25 protein-coding genes are annotated in these 21,280 nt (G+C 59.0%); 7 read left to right on the forward strand and 18 right to left on the reverse strand.

Annotated features, from left to right (window positions below; genetic code table 11):
• The first annotated feature begins 187 nt into the window (after nucleotides 1-187).
• Nucleotides 188-838 carry a peroxiredoxin gene (locus tag AC2FLB_RS14165; RefSeq protein ID WP_142639998.1) on the forward strand — a complete coding sequence of 217 codons (651 nt, stop codon included), beginning with the start codon at nucleotides 188-190 and terminating at the stop codon, nucleotides 836-838.
• A 71-nt stretch (nucleotides 839-909) separates the two neighbouring features.
• Here the strand turns inward: AC2FLB_RS14165 and AC2FLB_RS14170 are convergent, their stop codons facing one another.
• From AC2FLB_RS14170 to rbfA, 14 genes are all read right to left on the reverse strand, one after another.
• Nucleotides 910-1,641: a glycosyltransferase family 25 protein gene (locus AC2FLB_RS14170; RefSeq protein ID WP_142640000.1), complete on the reverse strand. Its 732-nt coding sequence runs from the start codon at nucleotides 1,639-1,641 to the stop codon at nucleotides 910-912.
• Between the two features lie 48 nt (nucleotides 1,642-1,689).
• On the reverse strand, nucleotides 1,690-2,220 hold the full coding sequence (locus AC2FLB_RS14175) for a helix-turn-helix transcriptional regulator (RefSeq protein ID WP_282027883.1): 531 nt from the start codon (nucleotides 2,218-2,220) through the stop codon (nucleotides 1,690-1,692).
• Nucleotides 2,221-2,243: 23 nt separating this feature from the next.
• Nucleotides 2,244-2,516, reverse strand: a complete 273-nt coding sequence (locus tag AC2FLB_RS14180) for a PepSY domain-containing protein (RefSeq protein ID WP_496709468.1) — start codon at nucleotides 2,514-2,516, stop codon at nucleotides 2,244-2,246.
• 175 nt (nucleotides 2,517-2,691) lie between these two features.
• Nucleotides 2,692-4,842 (reverse strand): polyribonucleotide nucleotidyltransferase, encoded by a 2,151-nt coding sequence (pnp, locus tag AC2FLB_RS14185; protein ID WP_496697763.1) that lies wholly within the window; start codon nucleotides 4,840-4,842, stop codon nucleotides 2,692-2,694.
• Between the two features lie 236 nt (nucleotides 4,843-5,078).
• Nucleotides 5,079-5,447 carry a DUF1761 family protein gene (locus AC2FLB_RS14190; protein ID WP_496709469.1) on the reverse strand — a complete coding sequence of 123 codons (369 nt, stop codon included), beginning with the start codon at nucleotides 5,445-5,447 and terminating at the stop codon, nucleotides 5,079-5,081.
• Nucleotides 5,444-5,866 (reverse strand): SRPBCC family protein, encoded by a 423-nt coding sequence (locus AC2FLB_RS14195; RefSeq protein WP_271952105.1) that lies wholly within the window; start codon nucleotides 5,864-5,866, stop codon nucleotides 5,444-5,446. Before AC2FLB_RS14195 ends, AC2FLB_RS14190 begins: the two co-directional genes overlap by 4 nt.
• The gene (locus AC2FLB_RS14200) at nucleotides 5,847-6,200 is read right to left on the reverse strand and encodes an ArsR/SmtB family transcription factor (protein ID WP_142640011.1); all 354 of its coding nucleotides are present in this window, start codon (nucleotides 6,198-6,200) and stop codon (nucleotides 5,847-5,849) included. The genes AC2FLB_RS14195 and AC2FLB_RS14200 overlap by 20 nt, the downstream gene beginning before the upstream one ends.
• A 316-nt stretch (nucleotides 6,201-6,516) precedes the next feature.
• Nucleotides 6,517-6,726 (reverse strand): hypothetical protein, encoded by a 210-nt coding sequence (locus AC2FLB_RS14205; protein WP_142640013.1) that lies wholly within the window; start codon nucleotides 6,724-6,726, stop codon nucleotides 6,517-6,519.
• A gap of 689 nt (nucleotides 6,727-7,415) precedes the next feature.
• Complete coding sequence (gene rpsO, locus AC2FLB_RS14210; RefSeq protein WP_142640015.1) at nucleotides 7,416-7,685, reverse strand: 30S ribosomal protein S15; 270 nt, start codon at nucleotides 7,683-7,685, stop codon at nucleotides 7,416-7,418.
• A gap of 145 nt (nucleotides 7,686-7,830) precedes the next feature.
• Nucleotides 7,831-8,844 (reverse strand): calcium-binding protein, encoded by a 1,014-nt coding sequence (locus AC2FLB_RS14215; RefSeq protein ID WP_496693051.1) that lies wholly within the window; start codon nucleotides 8,842-8,844, stop codon nucleotides 7,831-7,833.
• A 94-nt stretch (nucleotides 8,845-8,938) separates the two neighbouring features.
• Nucleotides 8,939-9,442 carry a DUF1643 domain-containing protein gene (locus AC2FLB_RS14220; RefSeq protein ID WP_496709470.1) on the reverse strand — a complete coding sequence of 168 codons (504 nt, stop codon included), beginning with the start codon at nucleotides 9,440-9,442 and terminating at the stop codon, nucleotides 8,939-8,941.
• A gap of 21 nt (nucleotides 9,443-9,463) precedes the next feature.
• Nucleotides 9,464-10,369, reverse strand: a complete 906-nt coding sequence (gene truB, locus AC2FLB_RS14225) for a tRNA pseudouridine(55) synthase TruB (protein ID WP_496709471.1) — start codon at nucleotides 10,367-10,369, stop codon at nucleotides 9,464-9,466.
• Nucleotides 10,370-10,429: 60 nt separating this feature from the next.
• Entirely contained in the window at nucleotides 10,430-11,167 is a 738-nt protein-coding gene (locus tag AC2FLB_RS14230) for a phosphodiester glycosidase family protein (protein ID WP_496693048.1), read from the reverse strand.
• Nucleotides 11,164-11,559 (reverse strand): 30S ribosome-binding factor RbfA, encoded by a 396-nt coding sequence (gene rbfA / locus AC2FLB_RS14235; protein ID WP_142640024.1) that lies wholly within the window; start codon nucleotides 11,557-11,559, stop codon nucleotides 11,164-11,166. The genes AC2FLB_RS14230 and rbfA overlap by 4 nt, the downstream gene beginning before the upstream one ends.
• A gap of 91 nt (nucleotides 11,560-11,650) precedes the next feature.
• On the opposite strand from rbfA, the gene dapB reads away from it, so the two are divergent.
• On the forward strand, nucleotides 11,651-12,460 hold the full coding sequence (gene dapB / locus AC2FLB_RS14240; protein ID WP_496693047.1) for a 4-hydroxy-tetrahydrodipicolinate reductase: 810 nt from the start codon (nucleotides 11,651-11,653) through the stop codon (nucleotides 12,458-12,460).
• Between the two features lie 25 nt (nucleotides 12,461-12,485).
• On the opposite strand, the gene AC2FLB_RS14245 is transcribed toward dapB, so the two are convergent.
• Genes AC2FLB_RS14245 through tmpA form a run of 3 tightly spaced genes read right to left on the reverse strand, consistent with a single transcriptional unit; the run spans nucleotide 12,486 to nucleotide 14,874 of the window.
• Nucleotides 12,486-13,154 (reverse strand): ureidoglycolate lyase, encoded by a 669-nt coding sequence (locus tag AC2FLB_RS14245; RefSeq protein ID WP_496709472.1) that lies wholly within the window; start codon nucleotides 13,152-13,154, stop codon nucleotides 12,486-12,488.
• Nucleotides 13,151-13,741: a (R)-1-hydroxy-2-trimethylaminoethylphosphonate oxygenase gene (gene tmpB, locus AC2FLB_RS14250; RefSeq protein ID WP_496709473.1), complete on the reverse strand. Its 591-nt coding sequence runs from the start codon at nucleotides 13,739-13,741 to the stop codon at nucleotides 13,151-13,153. The genes AC2FLB_RS14245 and tmpB overlap by 4 nt, the downstream gene beginning before the upstream one ends.
• Nucleotides 13,738-14,874, reverse strand: a complete 1,137-nt coding sequence (tmpA, locus tag AC2FLB_RS14255) for a 2-trimethylaminoethylphosphonate dioxygenase (RefSeq protein WP_282022384.1) — start codon at nucleotides 14,872-14,874, stop codon at nucleotides 13,738-13,740. Before tmpA ends, tmpB begins: the two co-directional genes overlap by 4 nt.
• Before the next feature lie 98 nt (nucleotides 14,875-14,972).
• Here tmpA and AC2FLB_RS14260 point away from each other — a divergent pair, with 98 nt between their 5' ends.
• Entirely contained in the window at nucleotides 14,973-15,830 is an 858-nt protein-coding gene (locus AC2FLB_RS14260) for a LysR family transcriptional regulator (protein ID WP_496702583.1), read from the forward strand.
• Here the strand turns inward: AC2FLB_RS14260 and AC2FLB_RS14265 are convergent, their stop codons facing one another.
• Nucleotides 15,831-16,013 carry a DUF1674 domain-containing protein gene (locus tag AC2FLB_RS14265; RefSeq protein ID WP_271952127.1) on the reverse strand — a complete coding sequence of 61 codons (183 nt, stop codon included), beginning with the start codon at nucleotides 16,011-16,013 and terminating at the stop codon, nucleotides 15,831-15,833.
• 89 nt (nucleotides 16,014-16,102) lie between these two features.
• On the opposite strand from AC2FLB_RS14265, the gene AC2FLB_RS14270 reads away from it, so the two are divergent.
• The 4 genes from AC2FLB_RS14270 (at nucleotide 16,103) to lspA (ending at nucleotide 21,271) form a co-directional block, all read left to right on the forward strand.
• Entirely contained in the window at nucleotides 16,103-17,359 is a 1,257-nt protein-coding gene (locus AC2FLB_RS14270; protein WP_271952129.1) for an RsmB/NOP family class I SAM-dependent RNA methyltransferase, read from the forward strand.
• 90 nt (nucleotides 17,360-17,449) lie between these two features.
• A complete protein-coding gene (locus AC2FLB_RS14275; RefSeq protein WP_496693042.1) occupies nucleotides 17,450-19,189 on the forward strand; it encodes a heparinase II/III family protein in 1,740 nt (579 codons plus the stop codon).
• Between the two features lie 22 nt (nucleotides 19,190-19,211).
• Nucleotides 19,212-20,801 carry a bifunctional phosphoribosylaminoimidazolecarboxamide formyltransferase/IMP cyclohydrolase gene (gene purH / locus AC2FLB_RS14280; protein ID WP_496709474.1) on the forward strand — a complete coding sequence of 530 codons (1,590 nt, stop codon included), beginning with the start codon at nucleotides 19,212-19,214 and terminating at the stop codon, nucleotides 20,799-20,801.
• Nucleotides 20,801-21,271: a signal peptidase II gene (lspA, locus tag AC2FLB_RS14285; RefSeq protein WP_496709475.1), complete on the forward strand. Its 471-nt coding sequence runs from the start codon at nucleotides 20,801-20,803 to the stop codon at nucleotides 21,269-21,271. The genes purH and lspA overlap by 1 nt, the downstream gene beginning before the upstream one ends.
• Nucleotides 21,272-21,280 lie beyond the last annotated feature (9 nt).

Here is a 21,280-nt window from a genome sequence, read left to right on the forward strand (position 1 = left end):
CGACGGGGATTCTTGGTTCGGCGCCACTGTGTCAGGCCTTCAGGAAACCGGCAAGCGCGATTTGATCAAATGGAATTTTGAGGTCTGGCCTAGGGCTAAAGTGACTTGCTGACTGTTTAACATCGGCGCAAAGTGATTAGGTTCTGGACAACCGACTCGGTTTTGTAATTAGCAAAGGAGATGCTTCATGGGTTTGCGCATCAACGACACAGTCCCCAATTTCACTGCAGAAACGGATCAGGGCACCATTCAGTTCCACGACTGGATTGGGGATAGCTGGGCCATTCTGTTCTCGCACCCCAAGGATTTCACTCCTGTCTGCACCACCGAGTTTTCGGCCGTCGCGCAGCTAAGCGATGAGTGGGCCGCGCGCAACACCAAGGTCCTGGGCGTTTCGGTTGACGGCGTCGAAGACCACAAGAAGTGGAAAAAGGATATCGAGGCCTATGGCAACGCGCATCCCGGTTTTCCAATCATTGCCGATGATGGTCTGGCCGTTTCAAAGGCCTTCGACATGCTGCCCGCCGAGGCCTATTTGCCGGACGGGCGTACCCCGGCCGACAGCGCGACCGTGCGGTCGGTCTTTATCATCGGGCCGGATAAGCAACTGAAGCTGTCGATGACCTATCCTATGACTGTGGGACGTAACTTTGCCGAGATTCTGCGTGCACTGGACGGGTTGCAGATGTCGTCGAAAGGCGTGGCTACCCCGGCGAACTGGGTGCCTGGCGAAGACGTAATCATTCCGCCTGCTGTCTCAAACGACGACGCCAAAGCAAAGTTTGGCGAGTTCGAGACCATCTTCCCCTATCTGCGCAAGACCAAGGCGCCGTCGTAAGACGGCCCAGGTCAGGGGGGCTGTCTGCCCCCCATCGCGCCTCGTGGCGCGATTCCCCCCGGAAGGTATTTTCAGCCAGATGAAGCAGGCGGGCGCTGCGGGTGCAGGTGCAGCTTGGCGCGGTAGGCTGCGCGCTTGAACTCTCGGGTTAATTTGTCTGACAGGGGCGGTTTTGTCTGAATGGTCGAGCCGCCGATTTCCTGTGCCACTTCCTGATTTCCGCTGCCTTGCAAGGCGTGAACCGGCTGGTCTGTCAGCCAGTGCATCTGCAAGAAGGTATCGACAGGGCGGTCGATTTGGTCGGTGGTCGCCAAAAGGCGTTCGGCGGCGTTTTTCCCCACCATCTGACATACGCATTGCAGGCCGATCACCTTGGGTAGGATCAGCCGCAGGCCATCTTGTTCTGCCAGGACCTGTGCCGGTACTTCGCGCTGTTTTACGGGGATGCGGATATAGTGATCGGGGGTGGCGATTGAGGCCAGCAACCCAAGCGCCTGCTCCATTCGCGCCCGATCTATGCGCAGGTCATCCTCGGTGATGATGGCCAGGTCGATATCGTCCTCGACCAGCTTGCGCCAGATGCGTCGATGGCTTTCGAACACGCCGATTTCTGCGGGTCGCAAGGGGAATGGGTAATGCGGGCGGTGCAGATTTCCGGAATGCAGTTCGACACCGGAAATCTGGTCAGGGTCGCGGCCATTTACGGCCTCAAACAGTTCAGCATTGGGCAGGGCCGCGCAGAGCTGATCAGCATTGGGACGGCGCGCGGTGCTCGAGGACATATGGATGACAAAGGATCGCATGCCCCGTGCATAGAACACCGCGTCAGGCGGGGAAAGAGCAACCGTGGATTAAGCCTGGCTCTGGTCGGCGGGTTCTGACGATGAGGACGTGTTGACTAGGGGTTCGGACAAAAGCTCTTCGACAAAAAAGCTGAGCAGTTGAAGCCGTCCCGAGACACCCGCCTTGCGGTAAATCGCAGCGCTTTGTGCCTTGATAGTCCCTTCTTTCGTCTGTCTCAGCTCGGCGATTTCTGCGATCGACAGACCTTTGATAGACAAGATTGCGACATCGCGTTCCGCATTGCTGAGCTGCCATTGCGTGAACTGGTTTTCGATGACCTGCGAGAATGCGCCCTGCGCCACGCCCAATTGACGCTGCATGTCCTGTACGCGCAGGCCTTGCGCCCGGATCAGCGTGATTGTTGCAATCAGACCACCAATCAGAGCCAGGGACAGGAACAGTTCGAACTCGTGCAGATGCCGGAACCCGGCAGTTTCGCCACCAAACCAGTCAAGCGCCGCATCGGTCAGGAAAAAGGTGGCGCAGACAGCCTGCACCACCAGAAGGAGCCAGAGTAAAGACGTCTGTGAAATCTTCATAGCGCTCCTTTAAAGTTTTCTGGTCAGTCGTCGTCATCTTCAAGCTCGATCGCGGTGACAACGCCATCGGTCTTGTTCAGGACCAGTTCAGTTTCCACGCCATCTTTGACGAGTTCAACCTCGATCTCGCCATCTTCGAATTCGATCTCTTCGATCTGGTATCCCTGCGCCTCGAGAGTGGTACGGATATCGGTCTCGGTGGTGCCCAGCTTGTCCCCGACTGTCACGTTGGCAAAAGCCAGCACCGGGGCGGTCGCGATCAGTCCGACCAGAGTCAGCATTTTGAAAGTCTCCATTTCGCATCTCCTAGATTTGTTGCGTCGATGTAGGAGACGTGGGTTCACCTGGCCGGTGGTGCGATTGGATTTCGGTTGAATTGGGCGGAATTGGTCCAAGGTTTATGCTGACTGAACAAAAAAAAAGACCCCGGACAAAGCCGGGGTCTTTCGAGAAATCAGAGGGGCGAGCAGATTATTCTGCGCCTTCCTCTTTCTTTTCTTTCTTCTCAGGTGCGATCTCTTCGCCGGTTTCCTGATCGACGATTTTCATCGACAGGCGCACCTTGCCGCGGTCGTCAAAGCCCAGCAGCTTGACCTTCACTTCCTGGCCTTCCTTCAGAACATCCGACGGATGGTTCAGGCGACGGTTTTCGATCTGGGACACATGGACCAGACCGTCGCGCTTGCCAAAGAAGTTCACGAAAGCACCAAAGTCGACGATCTTGACCACTTTACCGGTGTAGATCTGGCCTTCTTCGGGTTCGGCAACGATCGAATGGATCATCTCATAGGCCTTCTTGATCGATTCCCCATCGGGCGAGGCGATCTTGATCACGCCATCGTCGTTGATGTCGACCTTGGCACCCGAGACTTCGACGATTTCGCGGATGACTTTGCCGCCGGAACCGATCACTTCACGGATCTTGTCGGTGGGGATGTTCATGGTCTCGATGCGCGGTGCGTGGACCGAGAAATCATTGGTCTCGGACAGGGCTTTGCCCATCTCGCCCAGGATGTGCATCCGGCCGTCCTTGGCTTGCGCCAGGGCTTTCTCCATGATCTCGGGCGTGATGCCCGCAACCTTGATGTCCATCTGCAGAGAGGTGATGCCGTTTTCGGTACCCGCAACCTTGAAGTCCATGTCGCCCAGGTGGTCTTCGTCACCCAGAATGTCCGACAGGATCGCGTAATCGCCGTCATCTTCCAGGATCAGACCCATGGCAACACCGGCAACCGGTGCTTTCAGCGGAACGCCCGCATCCATCATCGACAGCGAACCGCCGCAGACCGACGCCATCGAGCTGGAGCCGTTGGATTCGGTGATCTCGGACACGATGCGGATCGTGTAGGGGAAGTCGGTTGCCGCAGGCAGAACCGCCTGCAACGCGCGCCATGCCAGTTTGCCGTGACCGATCTCACGACGACCCGGAGGGCCCACGCGACCCGCTTCACCAACCGAATACGGAGGGAAGTTATAATGCAGCAGGAAGTTCGATTTGAAGTTGCCGTGCAGGGCGTCGATGAACTGTTCATCATCACCGGTGCCCAGCGTGGTCACTGCCAGCGCCTGTGTTTCACCACGGGTGAACAGGGCCGAGCCGTGTGTCCGCGGCAGCATCGAGGTTTCTGCAACGATCGAGCGGATATCGGTGGTCGAGCGACCGTCGATCCGCTTACCGCCTTTGACGACGTCGCCGCGCAGGATGCCTGCTTCCAGCTTTTTCATCGCCGAGCCAAGGTTCGCGTCTTCCAGCTGTTCCTCGGTCAGGGCTTCCTTGATCGCGTCACGGGCAGCGGAAACAGCGGCGGTGCGCTCTTGCTTGTCGGTGATCGCGAAGGCGGCGCGCATCTGCTCTTCACCGGCGGCCTTAACGGCAGCGGACAGCTCAGAATAATCGGGCGCCTGGAAATCAAACGGCTCTTTTGCCGCGTCTTCGGCCAGCGAAATGATCAGGTCGATCACCGGCTGGATCTGTTCATGTGCGAATTTGACCGCACCCAGCATCTCGGCCTCGGACAGCTCGTAAGCTTCGGATTCAACCATCATCACGGCGTCTTTGGTACCGGCAACAACCAGATCTAGACGCTGTTCAGGGTTCAGGCGCAGGTCCTGCATGTCGTCTACGGTCGGGTTCAGGATGTAATCGCCATCCTCGAAACCAACGCGGCACCCAGCAATCGGGCCTCTGAACGGTGCGCCGGAAATGGTCAGCGCGGCAGAGGCTGCGATCATCGCAACCATGTCGGGGTCGTTGACCAGATCGTGGCTGAGGACGGTGCACATCACCAGAACTTCGTTTTTGAAGCCGTCAACAAACAGCGGGCGGATCGGCCGGTCGATCAGACGCGCGGTCAGCGTCTCTTTTTCAGTCGGGCGCGCCTCGCGCTTGAAAAAGCCACCCGGAACTTTACCGGCGGCATAATATTTCTCTTGGTAGTGGACGGTCAGCGGGAAAAAGTCCTGACCGGGTTTTTGCTTCCGCGCAAAGGTCACGTTTGCCATCACGCTGGTCTCGCCCAGCGTGGCAATCACACTGCCGTCCGCCTGACGGGCAACCTTGCCGGTTTCCAGTGTCAGCGTCTCTTCGCCCCACTGAATTGATTTCTTTGTTACATCAAACATTTGCGTATCCTAGAAGGGAGCACTCCCGCCCCTGCGGGTCTCCCGTTTGCGTGGCGGCCCCATTGCCGCCGACCCCACTTTATCTTCCATTCGAGTGCCGGAGTCAGAGCACAACGTCTCAGATGGACCGCCCATACAGCAGTTTGGGGGCTTTGGAAAGGCAGGAGTTCCGAGGAAGAGTAAGGGTATAAAGGGCGCATGCCCGATCCATCGAGGATCGGGCATGCGCTGCGATCCTACAGGATCGCGTGGGCCAGGATCATGACGATACCACAGCCCAGCGCATAGCCGGTGTCGACCGCAATGGCGAAGCCGCTTTTCTGCGCCCATGTCCCGACACATGCCGCTTGCGCCGCGACGGCCAGGATCGCAAGCAGGGCGACGCCCAGGCTATTGGTAGTCTCGGTCACCGCGATTACCGCAGCCAGCAGGATCAGGAACACGATCTGTGTGGCCATCGCGCCCAGTGGCGGGGTTTCGGGCGGCGTCGGGTCGATGCGGGTGCCTTCGGCCCAGCGTTTCTGAAAGCCCATAGGGCCGTAGACCAGCCAGCCCAACAAAAAGGCAGCGACCACCCCTGCACCGAGGGCCAGCCAGTTGATCATAGTGCCGTCTCCAGCGCCGCAAGGATAGCGGACCAGCCGCCCTCGTGATTGTCCCGGCTTTCCTGCGAGGGAAAGCGGATGTGGTGCAGCCGCAGCTCGGTACCCTTTTCGGTGGGTGTGAAATCCAGTGTGACCGTGGAATCGTCTTGGCTGTAGGGCGAATTCCAGGTGAATTGCAGCCGGTTGGGGCGGTCGATGATCTTGTATTCGCCCTCATGCGGCAAATCGCCAGCCTCGGGCGCGCGCATGATGATTTTGAACCGGCCGCCGACCTTGGCGTCGGAATGCGCTTCGGGCACGGTCATGCCCGGTGCCGGCAGCATGAATTTTGCCAGCATCTCGGGGTTGAGCCAGGCATCAAACACCTTTTCGGGTGGATGTGGAATGGCGCGCGTTATTTCAAGTGACAGGTCCGTCATCTTCTGGGTCCTCCAAAGCAGTTTCCAAGGCGTCCAGCCGAAGCGCCCAAATCGAACGCAACCCGGCAAACCAAGAATCAACGGCTGATAAAGGAGCCATCTGAACCTCGATCAGATGTTCGCGCCATTCGGTCCGGCGCTGCACCAGCTCGGCGTTTTCCAGCACCTTGATGTGCTTGGAGACCGAGTTGAGGCTCATATCGAATTGCCGCGCAATGTCCGTCACCCGCAATGGTCCCTGCTGCGCAAGCATCGTCAGAATAGCGCGGCGGGTCGGGTCGGACGCGGCCTTCAATATTGCATTGAGGTCATATCGACTCTCTCGTTCAACCATTTGGATGAATTACAACCTTATTCTGCTTCAGTCAACCATTTGGGTGAATAACATGTTGAAACCCTGATTGACCAGTCGCCAAATGCACCCTGTTGGATAAGGGTTTGGCCCTGATCGGTGCAGATGTGGCCGAATACAGTCTGAGTCAGGTAAAATTTGGGGAGGACTTGTGTGGCTAACGATGTTGGTGGAGCCACTGATTACAGGTGAGATCGGACCGTATTGGCCCCGTCTCCAGTTTAAAGAAGATGATCCATTCTAATATGATCGTGCAGAAAGCGGTTTTCATATATCCGGGATCAAAGCGGGTCTGGGCCTATTGCAACGAATCTTCTTTGCTACGCGGTTGGGGAGACCCCAGTTCTTCTTCTTTCAGTATGCCGCGGAGGATTGCGGCAGTTTCCACCTCGGACATTCTTTTTACGATGCCATCTGTGCCAGAGACCATTGTTGACTTTTTTTCTGATTTAGGAGCCTGGGAAAGGTTAGCTGCAAAAACGCGGTTCAAAACTGATTTTAGAGGCATTGTTAAACTCCAGTAAAATAGTCGTCAGACACTGTCGCTGCGGGCCAGTCCGAACCACGAGGGTGGGAGGGCTCAAAGACCGTTTGCCGTGAGTGTGTACCCGCAGCGACAGGCGGCATTTAGGAACCGACCGATCCTGTGCAAAGGGGGAAGATATTGGCCTTTCGCGTCATTTTTTGACTCTCTGATAAAAAAACACGACGTTGCTTACGTTTACGTCAACTTTCTAAACCAGCGCTGAGATTCTGCGACGCAACGTCACAATTTGACACCTGTTCATCACGGGCAAATTCAACGGTCCTGAAGGCAAAAAAGCGGCCGCCTTTAGGGGCGATTCTATCGTGTAAGCAGGCGGAACCGTGGCTCCCAATAAAAACGGGCGCGCCCATTGTGGGCGCGCCCTGAAAAGGGAGGACTATGAAAAACCTAACGCTCGAAAAAAAATAAGCGCCTACTCACTACAGTTCCTAGACTGCAGCGATTTGAGCAGCTTGTCGGTGAAGTGGATCACACGGCGCGAAAAAAGTTTCCATCGTCCGAGATGTTGTCGTGATCGGTCATCGAGAAGGCAGCGAAAGGCTTTGCTTCAAGGTCGTAGAGAACCCCAAAACCAAATACGCCCGCCGAATGGCGAGCGTATCATGATCTATTGGCTTTTCAGCGTCTGTATCAAAAACAGCAGCGCGCGCTTAGCGGCGGATGCCCAGCTTTTTGATCAGGTCCTGGTACCGTGCTTCTTCTTTGCCTTTCAGATAGTCCAGCAGCTTACGGCGCTGGGCAACCATCTTCAGAAGACCACGGCGACCGTGGTTGTCTTTCTTGTGGGTCTTGAAGTGCTCGGTCAGGGTGGTGATGCGCGAGGTCAGGATGGCAACCTGGACTTCTGGCGAACCGGTGTCGCCGTCCTTGGTTGCGAATTCTTTCATGACGCGATCTTTTTCAGCGGCAGTAATCGACATCGGGGTCTCCTTTGAAAAGGTTAGGGTTGATGGCACAGGCCGGGATGTCGTCCAGCGCAGGCCCATGGAGAAAACCGCATCGATTCCGACACGGATGCGCGCATATAGGCGCATTTGCGGTCAATGGCAAAGGGATTCTGGAAATTCAGCCCAGCGCGCTGAGCTGCGCCAGATCGCCTGAGGATATCAGTTGAATGTCATCGGCGCTGACTCCGTCTGCCCCGATCAGTTGCACCACGTTCTGCCCGTCGACAATAACATGGGTCAGGTTCTCGTCTTCGGTGTCTGTCTTGATCTGAATGTCCGGGTTTTCCTGACCTTCCCATGAGATCAGCAGCTTGTCTTGACCGGGCTGAAAATCCATGACGGTTACGGCGTCGTCATCCGGTTCGGGCGAAACAGCGATGTCATCATCGCCTTCGCCTCCGGTTACGATATCCCCGCTTTCAGCAATGATCGTATCATCCCCGGCGCCACCGTTCAGGAAATCCACCGCGTCGGGGTGCCCTCCATCCTGACCGTCCAGAATATCGTCGCCATCACCGCCGAACAGCACGTCCTCGCCTTCGCCACCGCTCAACCGGTCATCACCAAACCCGCCATGCAGTGCGTCATCGCCTTCACCGCCGGTCAGAATGTCGTCATCTTGCCCGCCATACAGCTCATCCTCGCCCATCCCACCCTCCAGGTGATCTGCGCCGAAATGCCCGAAAAGAGCATCATCCCCCTCACCGCCCGAGATTTGATCATCGCCCGCTTCGCCGTGAATGACATCCTGGCCAGTGCCGCCAAAGATCGAATCTGCACCTGTTCCCCCATGCAGGGTGTCATCGCCTTCGCCACCATAAATCGTGTCATCCCCCGCATATCCATTGATCTGATCGTCGCCGTCCTGGCCGGTCAGGATGTCCAGATCCTCGGTACCCGCGATGATCATGTCGCCCTCGATTTCGGATATGATCGTCCCGGTCGAAATCTCGGGCGCTTCGGGTTCCTCGACATTCTCACCGACGTCAAGGAATTCGCCGGTTTCGACCGCAGGAGGCTGGTCGTCGGCGACATCGTCCTCACCGGGATCTTCATCTATGTCAAAGACATCGCCGATGGCATAGGCGGCCCCGCCGACAGCTGCCAGACTCAGCAATCCGATCAGAAACATGACAACCTCCTTGAACGCATTGCTTCGAGGGTGAAATGTCTCATGCAATCAGGGCTTTGGTCAAAGCCTAGCTGAGCTTGTGGTTAACCCTTTGTCACCAGGGTTCGGGGTTTTGGGTGTAAGCGATATAGAGCGGATGCTTGGGGTGGCCGTCCTTGGTAAGCCCAAGGTGGTACACCGGCTGACCGGTGCCGCGCAGCAGGGTTTCGACGGCGGTGCCTCGATCCAAATGCGCGCCATGGGTGCCCCAGGCAGCGATGACGTGATCGGCCCAGACCACGCCATTCAGAATGGCCATGTCATTCTCTGGCCCCACTGGATCGGCGGCGGCCCGCATCTTGCGTGGATCAGTATCGCGCCATGCAAAGATATTGGTGACCTGAAACGCGCCGAACCCCAGCGCGCGCGCCCGGCGTTCGCAGCGTTCAACCGTGGGATCGTTCTGCACCTCGGTCGCGGTGGAGGGATTCAGCATCACAAACAGCGCCTTGCGCCCGGCCGGATCCCAAATGCGCGTCAGGCTATAGCGGTATCTTTCGCAATCCGAATAAACAGCGGTCGAGGGCGCGTCGCCCTTGGTATGTGTGCGCGTGATCATGGGTTTCGACTAGCACGCAGATTACGTGACGAACACCCGGCTGGGATGCAATTCGCCGGATTTATAGATGCCGACCGCCACCGCCTGACCATCCAGCGAGGCCCAGGCCTCATCCCCGTATTCCACATCGGACGCCAGAACCATACCAGGGTTGCCGTTACGCAGACGGGTCGCACCTTCGGGGGTGCATTTCAGTTCGGGCAGGTCCGATAGGCCAGTTTCCAGCGGGTGCAGGTAATCATCCAGCGCGGTGGTTTTGGCCATCTCGTCGATCTGTTCAATGCTCAGTCCGTCTTTGGTCTCGAACGGGCCGGACCAGATACGGCGCAGCTCGCGGACATGGCCGTAGCATCCCAGCGCCGCGCCCAGATCACGCGCGATCGATCGGACATAACCACCCTTGCCGCAGGTCATTTCCAGCATGACGTGGTCGGCATCTGGGCGATCAACCAGAACCAGTTCCTCGACCCACAGAGGGCGCGCAGCGAGTTCCACATCCTCGCCATCGCGAGCCAGCTTATAGGCACGTTGCCCGTCGATCTTCACCGCCGAGAATTTCGGCGGGACTTGCATGATTTCACCGATAAAGGGCGCGAGGGCCTCTTTGATGTCATCATCCGAAGGGCGCGCATCGCTGCCTGCGATTACCTCGCCCTCGGCGTCATCGGTATTGGTGGCCTGACCCAGTCGCACGGTGAAGGTATAGGCCTTGAGTGCGTCGGTGATATAGGGAACGGTCTTGGTCGCCTCACCCAACGCCACGGCCAGAACTCCGGTAGCCTCGGGGTCCAGCGTGCCCGCATGGCCCGCTTTTTTCGCGTCCATCGCCCAACGCACCTTGTTGACCACGGCGGTCGAGGTCATGCCTGCGGGCTTGTCCACCACCAGCCAACCGGAAATGTCGCGACCCTTGCGTTTGCGTCCCATTGTGCACCTTGTTCTTTGCTGAGGCGCGCGAGTTAGCGGATCGGTCGGGCCCTGTCAATTTCAGGGCGTGTCTTCGACCACACCAACAATCGGCCCCAGTGAAAACCCGACATCGGATCGATTATTCGCCCGGTCATACATACGTGAGATATTGCCATCAAAGAACAGCGCATTCGGGGTTTCCAGTACGTCGCGGAACAGGCTGCCGAATTGGTGGAAGGTGACGTAATCTTCGGAAATGGCAAACACTGCGCGGGCGCCATCATCGCTGGTACCCACACCATTGCGAACATAAACCGACGTCGAATCAGACAGGAATCGAGGGTGCAGCTCTCCGTCGATTACCAGCATCGGGCCGGATTGGCTGGCAAAGCGGCAATCCGGGGCTTGATCTATAAAGTCCAGCGTCTCGAACACGTCGGCGCCGCCCTCGCGGATGCAGAACACCCCGTTGGGCAGAAGGCCGAAGTTTCCGGGACCGGGGTTCGGGATCACACGCATCTGCTCCTGCCCGTCCTCGACATAATGGCCGACGGGCGAGCGGTCGTCGTGATACATGCCTGCGTTCATCGCAAAGGCCAGACGCTTGCCAACGGGCTCCAGCGCCTCATTCACCGCCGAGAAATGCCCTAGCAGGTCGCCATTCTCGTCATTGAGGAACAAGCGCATGTCCTCATTCGCGGCATCCACCTCGCAGACAGTGTAGCGTTTGTCACTATGCGTGACCTTTTCGCATGTCACTGCCCCGGCTTGCGCCGCCCACAGGAAAGCGACCAAAGTGACAAATGCCCGGATCACTCGTCGAGATCGCGGCGCACCGCGTCCTGATCGAACATGCGGCGGGTGTCATCCAAACGGTCGAATGTGTCATCCAGCCGGAATCGCAGATCGGGGGAGAATTTCAGCCCGACCTTTTTACCAACCATGCGCCGCAGCTCGTGTTTGTTGCGGGCCAGCAGTTCGATTACATCCTCCTGCCCTTTGCCGCCCAGGGGCAGCACAAAGGCGGTGGCGATCTTCAGATCGGGTGAGGTGCGCACCTCACCCACGGTGATTGACATGCGATTCAGGTCGGGATCGTGGACATCTCCGCGCGCCAGAACCTCGGACAGGGTGCGGCGGATCAGTTCGCCGACACGCAGCTGTCGTTGGGACGGGCCGGGGCCATCGTGGAATTTGTTCTTAGCCATATCCCCGATCTAAGCGCAAAGCGGGGCTTTGCCAAGCGGGTGCGAACCGGGTAGGAGGCTTTGAGCCAATCAATGTGAAAGGACCAGCGCAATGACCCATATTCCGGGGATCGTCATCACAGGGGCTTCGGGCCGTATGGGCCAGATGTTGATCAGGACCGTGACCGACAGTGATCAGGCCCGCCTGGTCGGCGTGGTCGAGCGCACGGGTCATGATTGGGTTGGGCAGGATGTGGGCGTGGCCATGGGCGGTGCAGCGCTGGGCGTCACGGTGACCGACGATCCGCTGGAGGCCTTTGCCCAGGCGCAGGCCGTGATTGATTTCACCGCACCCGAGGCGACGCTGGAATTCGCCGCGTTGGCGGCGCAGGCGCGCTGTGTGCATGTGATCGGCACTACCGGGATGAGTGACGAGCAGATTGCCGCTCTGGAGCCGGCCTCACGTCATGCGGTGATCGTGCGGGCGGGAAATATGAGCCTGGGTGTGAACCTGCTGGTACAGCTGACCAAAAAGGTCGCTGCCGCGTTGGATGAAGATTTCGATATCGAGGTGATCGAAGGGCATCACCACCACAAGGTCGATGCGCCCTCGGGCACCGCGCTGATGCTGGGCGAGGCCGCTGCCGAAGGGCGTGGTGTAGATCTGGCTGAGGTGTCCGATCGGGGCCGCGATGGTATGACCGGCGCGCGCAAGCGGGGCGATATCGGGTTCCATGCCATTAGGGGTGGTGACATTGTGGGCGAACACGACGTGCTATTCGCAGCACCGGGCGAACGCATCGTGCTGCGCCATCTGGCCACCGACCGGGCGATCTTTGCCCGTGGGGCGCTGAAGGCGGCACTGTGGGGGCAGGGCAAATCCCCCGGCCAATATGACATGGTGGATGTTCTGGGGCTTTGACACCACCCGGGAGCCGACAGACCGACTACAACTCTCGGATCTTATCTGCGCGCAAAGGGCAGGCGAGATAGACGCCGAATTCTTTGCCGATATCCGCACTGACCCGCGCGTGAACCTTGCCCTGCCGATCCAGAAAACGCTGATTGTCCTCGACCGGGAATATCCCCTCGTGCCAGATGCCAGGATGGATATACAGCCCGCGTGACCCATCACACCAAAAGGCCACCACCTTATCCGGTGTCAGATTGTCGCCCGGCAATGCGGCAGGGATGATGAAAGGCTTGTTGTCGATCGGCCAGAACATCTGTCCGCCATCGGGGTGATAGTTCATGTGCCAAAGCAGAACCTGATCGCGCGGAGCAGTTTGCCGGTTGGCGTTGGCCTGTTGCGGATCAGTGGACCAGCCGAGGACATAGTGGCCGTTGACCGCTTCGTTCTCGCCGTAAAGGACGTCCCCTTTCCACTCACCATGAAATGTGCCTTCGACCCAACCGGCCTCATCGCCGGTACCTTCGTCGATGGACCGCCAACCCTGTTGCGGCCAACGGACGATTTCAATTTCGAATTCTTCGGGGTCGTCGACCAGACAGCCATAGTCCTTGACCGACTGGTCTGTAGCACGGATCAAGGGGACCTCGTGCCAAGGCAGGGAGGGTTTGGTGTTGGCCTCAAAAATGTATTCTGGGGCGTTCATGTGAACTCCTGATATTTTTCGACCATTCGCTGCACCATCGGCGCAAAATGGTTGAAATCGGGGGTTTCCATGTCTGCACGTTTACCTGCTTCGTCCAGATAACGCACCTGAATGATCTCTTTCAGGTTCGGGTTCTGCTCGAATTCGGCAACTTCTCTGGCACTCATCGGCCCGCCTTGCAGTTCCAGTGTATGAACCGAAGCCGTGGACAGGCGGTTGAAATATTCGGGCTTGGTAGCGCAAAGATACCGTTTGGCCGCCACGTGATAGCGGCAGCAATCGGTGATAACTGACGGAAAGAACTGTTCCAGCACCTCGGCGCCTGCATCTTCGTGATGGCGGTCTTCGGTGTCGTCGGGGTGGTACGTGCCGAATTCGGATGTGAAATGACCGATATCATGCAGCAATGCCCCTACGATGATCTCTTCGGGCATGCCGTTCTGTTCGGCAATGGTCGCGCCCTGCAGCATGTGTTCTGCCATGGTGACGGGTTCGCCCAGATATTCCTCGCCGCCGCGGCGGTCAAAGATATCCCCGATGAAGGCCACGATATTGTCGGGGGTCAGGGTCGAGAAATCAGGTTTCATTCCGCCGCCTCCAGTGTCGCCAGTTCCATCGCCGCCAGGGTTGACAGTAAGCCGTCCTTGTCGGCGTAGCAGCCTTGCAACCACCGCGATCCGGCGCCGGAATAGCCCAGACGCGCGTGCAGGACGCGGGTGTTGTCAACGATGAAGCTTTCACCCGGCTCCAGCTTGAACGACACGCCCATGGCCGGATCGTCGATTATCTCACCCAACTGGCGATAGGCGGCGTAATAGGCCTCCATCAGATCGAAAGGGATGTCCACAAACGGAGCCGACGAGCGGTTGTTAAAGCGGATACCGATCAACTCGCCATCGGGCGATAGCTCAATCATTGGGCGGCGCGACCGCAGGCAGACCCCGTCCGAGCCCTTGTATTCGAACCGCGCCGGGAAACCTGCCAACAGCGCAAATCCATCGGGGTTCTGATCGCGCAGTTTTTCCGCCGCCCGGAACCCGTCCACAACAATGGAATCGCCACCCTCGGCGCTGTTCTCCAGGCAGTACAGGATCTGCAATGTCGGTACCGGGTCGCGATAAGGGTTGTCCGTGTGCGCCTGCAGGCCAAGCCCTGTAAAGGCCAGGTTGGTCGGGTTCACCTCGGTTCGAACCTCGAAATAGGGGCCATAGTTGGTCTGACGGACGTATCCGAACAGATCAGCCACCTTCAACAGGGATTCCGGTTCGGTCGGGCCACTGGTCAGTTTGGCAAACCCGTATTCGGCGACCATTGCCAGCCAGCCGCGCTTGGCTGCGGGGTTGGCGTGGACGTCGCTCCAGTCGGCGCTGGGCGCGTCGAGCCCTTGCTCCCAGGTGGTGATCCCGGGCGCGGTGCGGCCAAAGGTGCGGCTGTCCTCTTGGTCATAGCTATGCGCAGCCAGCCAATCGGCGGGGAAAGTGACAGTCTTGTTTTCGGGTTGAAATGTGACAGTGAGGTCGCCGTTGGCCACTGAGGCAGCGCTGACCATGGTATCGGCGGGGATATCGCCAATGGTGATCAGGCGCTGTCCGTTGCCCGGTGCCCGTGTGTCAGGATCAAGCGCGTTGTCGCGTAGCCAGATGGCGTGAAAGCGGGCACTTGGGCCTGTATCGAATTCCACGGTGACGATTGACGGAGTATGGGTGGCAGAGCGCAGCATGGGGTTTCTCCTGTTCGCGCGGGCTTTGCTTGAGGATATACGCCCCCTGTGGCATTACGACAATTAATCCTTGTTACTGCTGAGGCCTGGAAAAACTTATGGATAAAAAGAAGATCGGCTTGCCCCCTCTGGACTGGTTGCGCGTATTCGAAGCGGCGGGGCGGTTGGGTGGATTCTCGGCAGCGGCGCGCGAGTTCGGTCTAACGCAGGCTGCCGTCAGTCAGCGCATCGGCAACCTTGAGGCCTGGTTGGGCCGCACGCTGTTTGTGCGCGAGGCGCGCGGTGTATCGCTGACAGTCGAGGGCGAAAGCTATCTGCCGCTGGTTCAGGACAGCTTGCAGGCGCTCGAGCGCAATACCGAAGACCTTTTCGGAAAATCCCCGCGCGAATTGCGGGTGGCTGGCCTGTCGTCCCATATTAAAGCCCTCGTCATACCCGCTCTTGCACGTTTTCACGACCTGCGCCCCAAAGTTCGGGTGCTGACAGATTCTGTGGCGCGACGGTCTTCGTTGGATGAAGAAAGGACTTGGCTTCAAATCCGCTATGGGCGTGGGGCGTGGCCCGGGCGAGATGCCGAACTGATTGCGGCCGAAGTGCTAGTGCCGATGGCAGCGCCGGGTGTGGATTGGTCCGCGCCCTTGATTGATCTGCGCGGTGAAAGGCCCGGCTGGCGTGATTGGGCGAAAAACACCACTCAGACCGACCTGCCGCCCTCGAAAATGAGCTTCGATTCGATGGAACATGCGATTTCGGCGGCTCGGCAGGGTTTGGGCGTTGTGTTGGGATCCATGCCCTTGGCGCAATCGGACTTGCGAGCGGGGCGGTTGCGTCGACTGGATTTGCCCGAATTGAACGCAAAAGATGGCTATTGGCTGACCTGGCCCGAAGAGCGTGCGAAATCCAATAAGCAACGGGCGCTCATCGCGGATTTTCTGCAGGCACTGCGCGGGGATTGATCAGAAATCTATCGCGATGCCTTTCTTTTCCCAATCGCCATAACGTGCAGGATCGGGGCCGTCGCGTCCGCCCAGCTCTTTGGGTTGCGCTTTTGCGTCGGCTTCGGCCTTGCGGCGGCGGTCCTCCGCCTCGGCCAGCGCGCGTTGGGCGGCAGGCGGCAGGTCTTTGGGCTCGTCATTCATGACATCGGGTTCCTTTCAGTGCATTGGCTTGATATACGCCCCCGTCCGCCCTTGGCAATGCGGACGAGGGTCACATCAAAGGCGATTCAATGTCCGATAACGCAACGGCCGCGCGACGCAGCGCAATCTACCTTCTGGATCAGATCTTGGGTGAGGGGCGGCTGATGTCAGAATGTCTGGCTGCAGGTGCGCTGGAGCGATTGGCACCAGAAGACCGGGCGCGGGCACAGCGGCTGGCGTTGCAAACGCTGCGTGGGCTCGAACGCGCCGACCGTCTGTTGGACAATCACCTGAACCGCACCCCCGCCCTGACCGTGCATAATGCCCTGCGTCTGGGAGCGGTTGAGCTGTGCCATGGCGAGGCAGCGCATGGCGTCGTAAATTCCATGGTTGAGATTGTCGGTCGCTCGCGCAAGCATGGGCGGCTCAAGGGGTTGGTGAACGCGGTTCTGCGCAAGGTCGCGGCGGAAGGGCCAGAGGCTTGGCCGAAAATGCGCGTGCCTCGCCTACCCGAGTGGCTGCGCGATCCGTTGATCATGGCCTGGGGTGCCGAGGCCGTGACCGGCATGGAGCTGGCGCATTTCGAGGGCGCGCCGCTGGATCTTTCGGTCAAGCCAGGGGCAACTGCGCCGGGTGAGGAACTGCCGACCGGATCAATGCGGATAAAGGATGCCGGGCAGGTTTCGGCCCTGCCGGGATATGATCGCGGCGATTGGTGGGTTCAGGATGCCGCCGCCGCGCTGCCCGCCCGTGTTCTGGCACCCAAGGCCGGAGAGAAAATTCTGGACCTATGCGCCGCGCCCGGCGGCAAGACGCTGCAGCTGGCGGCTGCGGGGGCGGATGTAACCGCACTCGATATCTCGGAATCGCGGCTGGAACGGGTGCGCGAGAACCTGACGCGCACCGGGCTGAAGGGCGAAGTCATCGCAGGCGACGCGCTGGAACACCAGGGCCAGTATGACGCCATCCTGCTGGACGCGCCCTGTTCTGCAACCGGCACGATCCGCCGCCATTCCGATCTGCCCTTTGCCAAGGATGGTTCGGAATTCGGCGCACTGATCGAGCTGCAAACGCAGATGCTTGCCCATGCCTGGACCTTGCTGAAACCCGGCGGGCGGCTGGTATACTGCACCTGTTCCCTGCTGCCGGATGAGGGCGAGGTGCAGGTCGAAGAGGCGCTGCAGATGTATCCGGACATGCAGGTGGACCGGGCCGCTTTGCAGGTCGCAGGGATCGAAACCAGCTGGATCACGGAAGAGGGCGGTTTGCGTCTGCGGCCTGACTATTGGCCGGGCACGGGCGGCATGGACGGGTTCTATATCGCCTGTCTGACGAAATCGACCTAAAGGCACGCTTTTCGATGACTTGACGATTGCTCCGGTCTATCGTTGGGTCTCAGGCGCCAGCAGAGCGCAAGGGGCAGAGTAACGAGCGTCATGTCAAATTCGGACACCATGGCAAACCGATGGTCGCGGTTTCAGAACCGGCTTTATGCGCGGCTCAGTCAGCGGCGCAAGGCCGTTACCGGATTTGTGGGCGATCCGGAACCACGCACGGTTGGATCATTTGCGCGCGGGCGTCAGTTGGTGGCTGGGAACCTGCTGTTCTCGGGCTATCTGGTTGAGGCGCAGGATACAGGCTTATGGGATGTCACCGCGCCCAGCACCGGATTCGATGATGAACGCCACGGTTTTGCCTGGCTGGATGATCTGGCGGCTGTTGGCGACATCCGGGCGCGCGAAAAGGCGCAACGCTGGGTCTGGGGCTGGATCGAAGCACATGGGCGCGGGCACGGGCCCGGTTGGGCACCTGATCTGACAGGCCGGCGAGTGATGCGTTGGATCAATCACGCGATCTTTTTGCTGCGCGGTGTGGATGAGCAACAAAGCAAGGTCTTTTTCAGTTCGCTATCTCAGCAGGCCTGGTTCCTGTCGAAACGCTGGCATGCTGCGACGCCTGGCCTGCCCCGGTTCGAGGCGCTAGCCGGTCTGGTGCAGGCTGGTTTGGCTTTGGAAGGGCTTGAGCAGATGGCAGAGCCCGCCCTGCGCGCTCTGGCGCGGGAATGTGACAGTCAGATAGATCAAAAAGGTGGTATCTCCACGCGCAACCCCGAGGAGCTGCTGGAAGTCTTCACGCTGCTCGCCTGGACATCGGCAGCACTTAGCGATTTGGGGCGGGGTACACCTGGGGCGCAGGCGAATGCGATTAAACGGATGGCCCCGACCATGCGTAATCTGCGTCATTCGGATGGTGCACTGGCCCGTTTCCACGGGGGCGGGCGCGGGGTCGAGGGTCGTCTGGATCAGGCTCTGGCGCAAAGCGGCGTCAGACCGCAGAGCGAGAACGGCCTGTCCATGGGATTTGCCCGTCTCTATGCGGCACGGACCAGTGTGATAATTGACGCCAGTTCGCCGCCCAAAGGGGATGCGTCATATAACGCACATGCGTCGACCTTGGCGTTCGAGCTGACCTCGGGCCGCCGACCTCTGATTGTGAATTGTGGGTCTGGGGAAACCTTTGGGCTGGAATGGCGTCGGGCCGGGCGCGCCACGCCGTCGCATTCGACACTTTGTCTTGACGGCTTTTCAAGTGCGCGTCTGACCTCAGCTGTTCCTGGTACGGAACGTGAAGGGCTGGTCGACGCGCCAAAGGATGTTCCGGTCGAGTTCGAAGACGCGTTCGAGGGAACCCGGTTCATGGCCGGGCACGATGGCTATACCAAAGTGTTCGGCCTGACCCACGCCCGAACGTTCGAGCTGCGCTTTGACGGGCGGGAGCTGACCGGCGAAGATATTCTGCTTACCACAAGTGACAGGGCCAAGCGGCAATTTGACAAGGCGCTGGATGCGTCGAACCTGACTGGTATCGGCTTTGACATACGGTTCCATCTGCATCCGGACGTGGATGCGGCGATAGATTTGGGCGGTGCGGCGGTGTCCATGGCGCTCAAAAGCGGTGAGATTTGGGTGTTCCGCCATGATGGTGTGGGGAAATTGTCAATCGAGCCAAGTGTTTATCTTGAAAAGGGCCGTTTGAAGCCACGCGCGACAAAACAGATCGTTCTATCTGGCCGCGCAATGGAGTATGCGACGCGCATCCGGTGGACGTTGAGCAAGGCGCAGGATACAGCCTTTGCCGTGCGCGACTTGCATCGGGACGAGCCCGAGTTTGACTGACGCCAAAAGGACCTTTGGACCCATGACCGATCTTCACCCCGTGCGCCGCGCGTTGCTTTCCGTATCCGACAAGACCGGGCTGATCGAGCTGGGTAAGGCGCTGGCCGACCGCGGGGTCGAGCTGTTGTCGACCGGCGGCACAGCAAAAGCGTTGCGCGATGCGGGGTTGGAGGTGAAGGATGTCAGCGAGATCACCGGTTTCCCCGAGATGATGGATGGCCGGGTCAAAACGCTGCACCCGATGGTGCATGGCGGCTTGCTGGCCTTGCGTGACAATGACACCCATATCGCCGCGATGAACGAACACGGCATCGACGCGATCGACCTGCTGGTAGTGAACCTCTATCCGTTCGAGGCGACCGTGGCTAAAGGCGCTGGCTATGACGAATGTATCGAGAATATCGACATCGGCGGCCCAGCGATGATCCGTGCCGCGTCCAAGAACCACGCGTTCGTCAATGTCGTGGTCGATGTCGAGGATTACTCGTCGCTGTTGGATCAGCTGGACGAGAATTATGGCAAGACCTCATATGGTTTCCGTCAATGGCTGGCCCAAAAGGCGTATGCGCGCACCGCTGCTTACGACACCGCCGTGTCGAACTGGATGGCCGATGCGCTGCTGCTTGAGGCCCCCAAACGCCGCGCTTTTGCGGGCGAGTTGAAACAGACACTGCGCTATGGCGAGAACAGCCATCAGACCGCTGCATTCTATACCGACGGTACCAACCGACCCGGTGTGGCGACCGCCCTTCAGCATCAGGGCAAGGAACTGAGCTATAACAACATCAACGACACTGATGCGGCGTTTGAGCTTGTTGCGGAATTCGATCCCGTCAAGAGTGCGGCCTGTGCCATCATCAAACATGCCAACCCGTGCGGCGTTGCGACAGGCGGCACGCTGCTGGACGCCTATAAGGCCGCGTTCGACTGTGACCGTACCTCGGCCTTTGGCGGGATCGTGGCCCTGAATCAGCCGCTGGACGCTGAAACCGCGCAGGAGATCACAGGGATTTTCACCGAGGTTGTGATCGCACCTGGCGCCTCGGATGAGGCCAAGGCGATCTTTGCCGCCAAGAAAAACCTGCGCCTTCTGACGACCGAAGGCCTGCCGGATGTGACCGCTGGTGGCAAAACCGTGCGTCAGGTCGCGGGCGGTCTGTTGGTGCAAGACAAGGATAACGGATTCGTCGGCATGGATGACCTGACGGTTGTCACCAAGAAGGCCCCGACGGATGAACAGATGCGCGACCTTCTGTTTGCGTGGAAGGTGGCAAAGCACGTGAAATCCAACGCCATCGTCTATGTTAAGGACGGCGCGACCGTGGGTGTCGGCGCTGGCCAGATGAGCCGCGTGGATTCGGCCCTGATCGCGGCCAAAAAGGCCGAGCGCATGGCCGATGTTCTGGGCCTGCCACAGCCGCTGACCATCGGCTCAGCGGTGGCTTCGGACGCGTTCTTCCCCTTTCCCGACGGTTTGATGGAGGCCGCAGAGGCCGGGGCCACCTGCGTGATTCAGCCTGGCGGCTCGATGCGGGATGACGACGTGATCGCCGCCGCAAATGAGGCCGGTCTGGCCATGGTCTTTACCGGCATGCGGCATTTCCGTCACTGATGCGTGCCCGATTGCTCCTCTGGGCGGCGCTGACCGCGTTTCTGATCGACCAGATCAGCAAGTACCTGGTCGTTCATGTGATGCGCGTGGCCGAAGGGCCGATCAGCGTTCTACCGCCCTTTCTGGTGTTCAGATATGGCGAGAATCGCGGCATCAATTTCGGCCTGTTTCAGGGCAATGGCGACGCCGCGCGCTGGGCTCTGATCGGAGTTTCACTGGTGATTTCAGTGGGCGTGTTGATTTGGTTGATGCGCTCGGCCCCCTCAAAGCTCATGTTGGTCTGTGGCGGCCTGCTGATCGGCGGTGCGCTTGGCAATGTGGTGGACCGCGTGTTGTACGGATATGTGCTGGATTTTCTGAACATGTCCTGCTGTGGTTTCGACAACCCCTATGTGTTCAATCTGGCCGATGTATTCATATTCGCAGGTGCGTTCGGGTTGGTGCTGTTTGATAGGAAAAAGCCCTCGTGACGCGGGTTT

The sequence above is a fragment of the Ruegeria sp. CDSA236 genome, assembly GCF_059611285.1.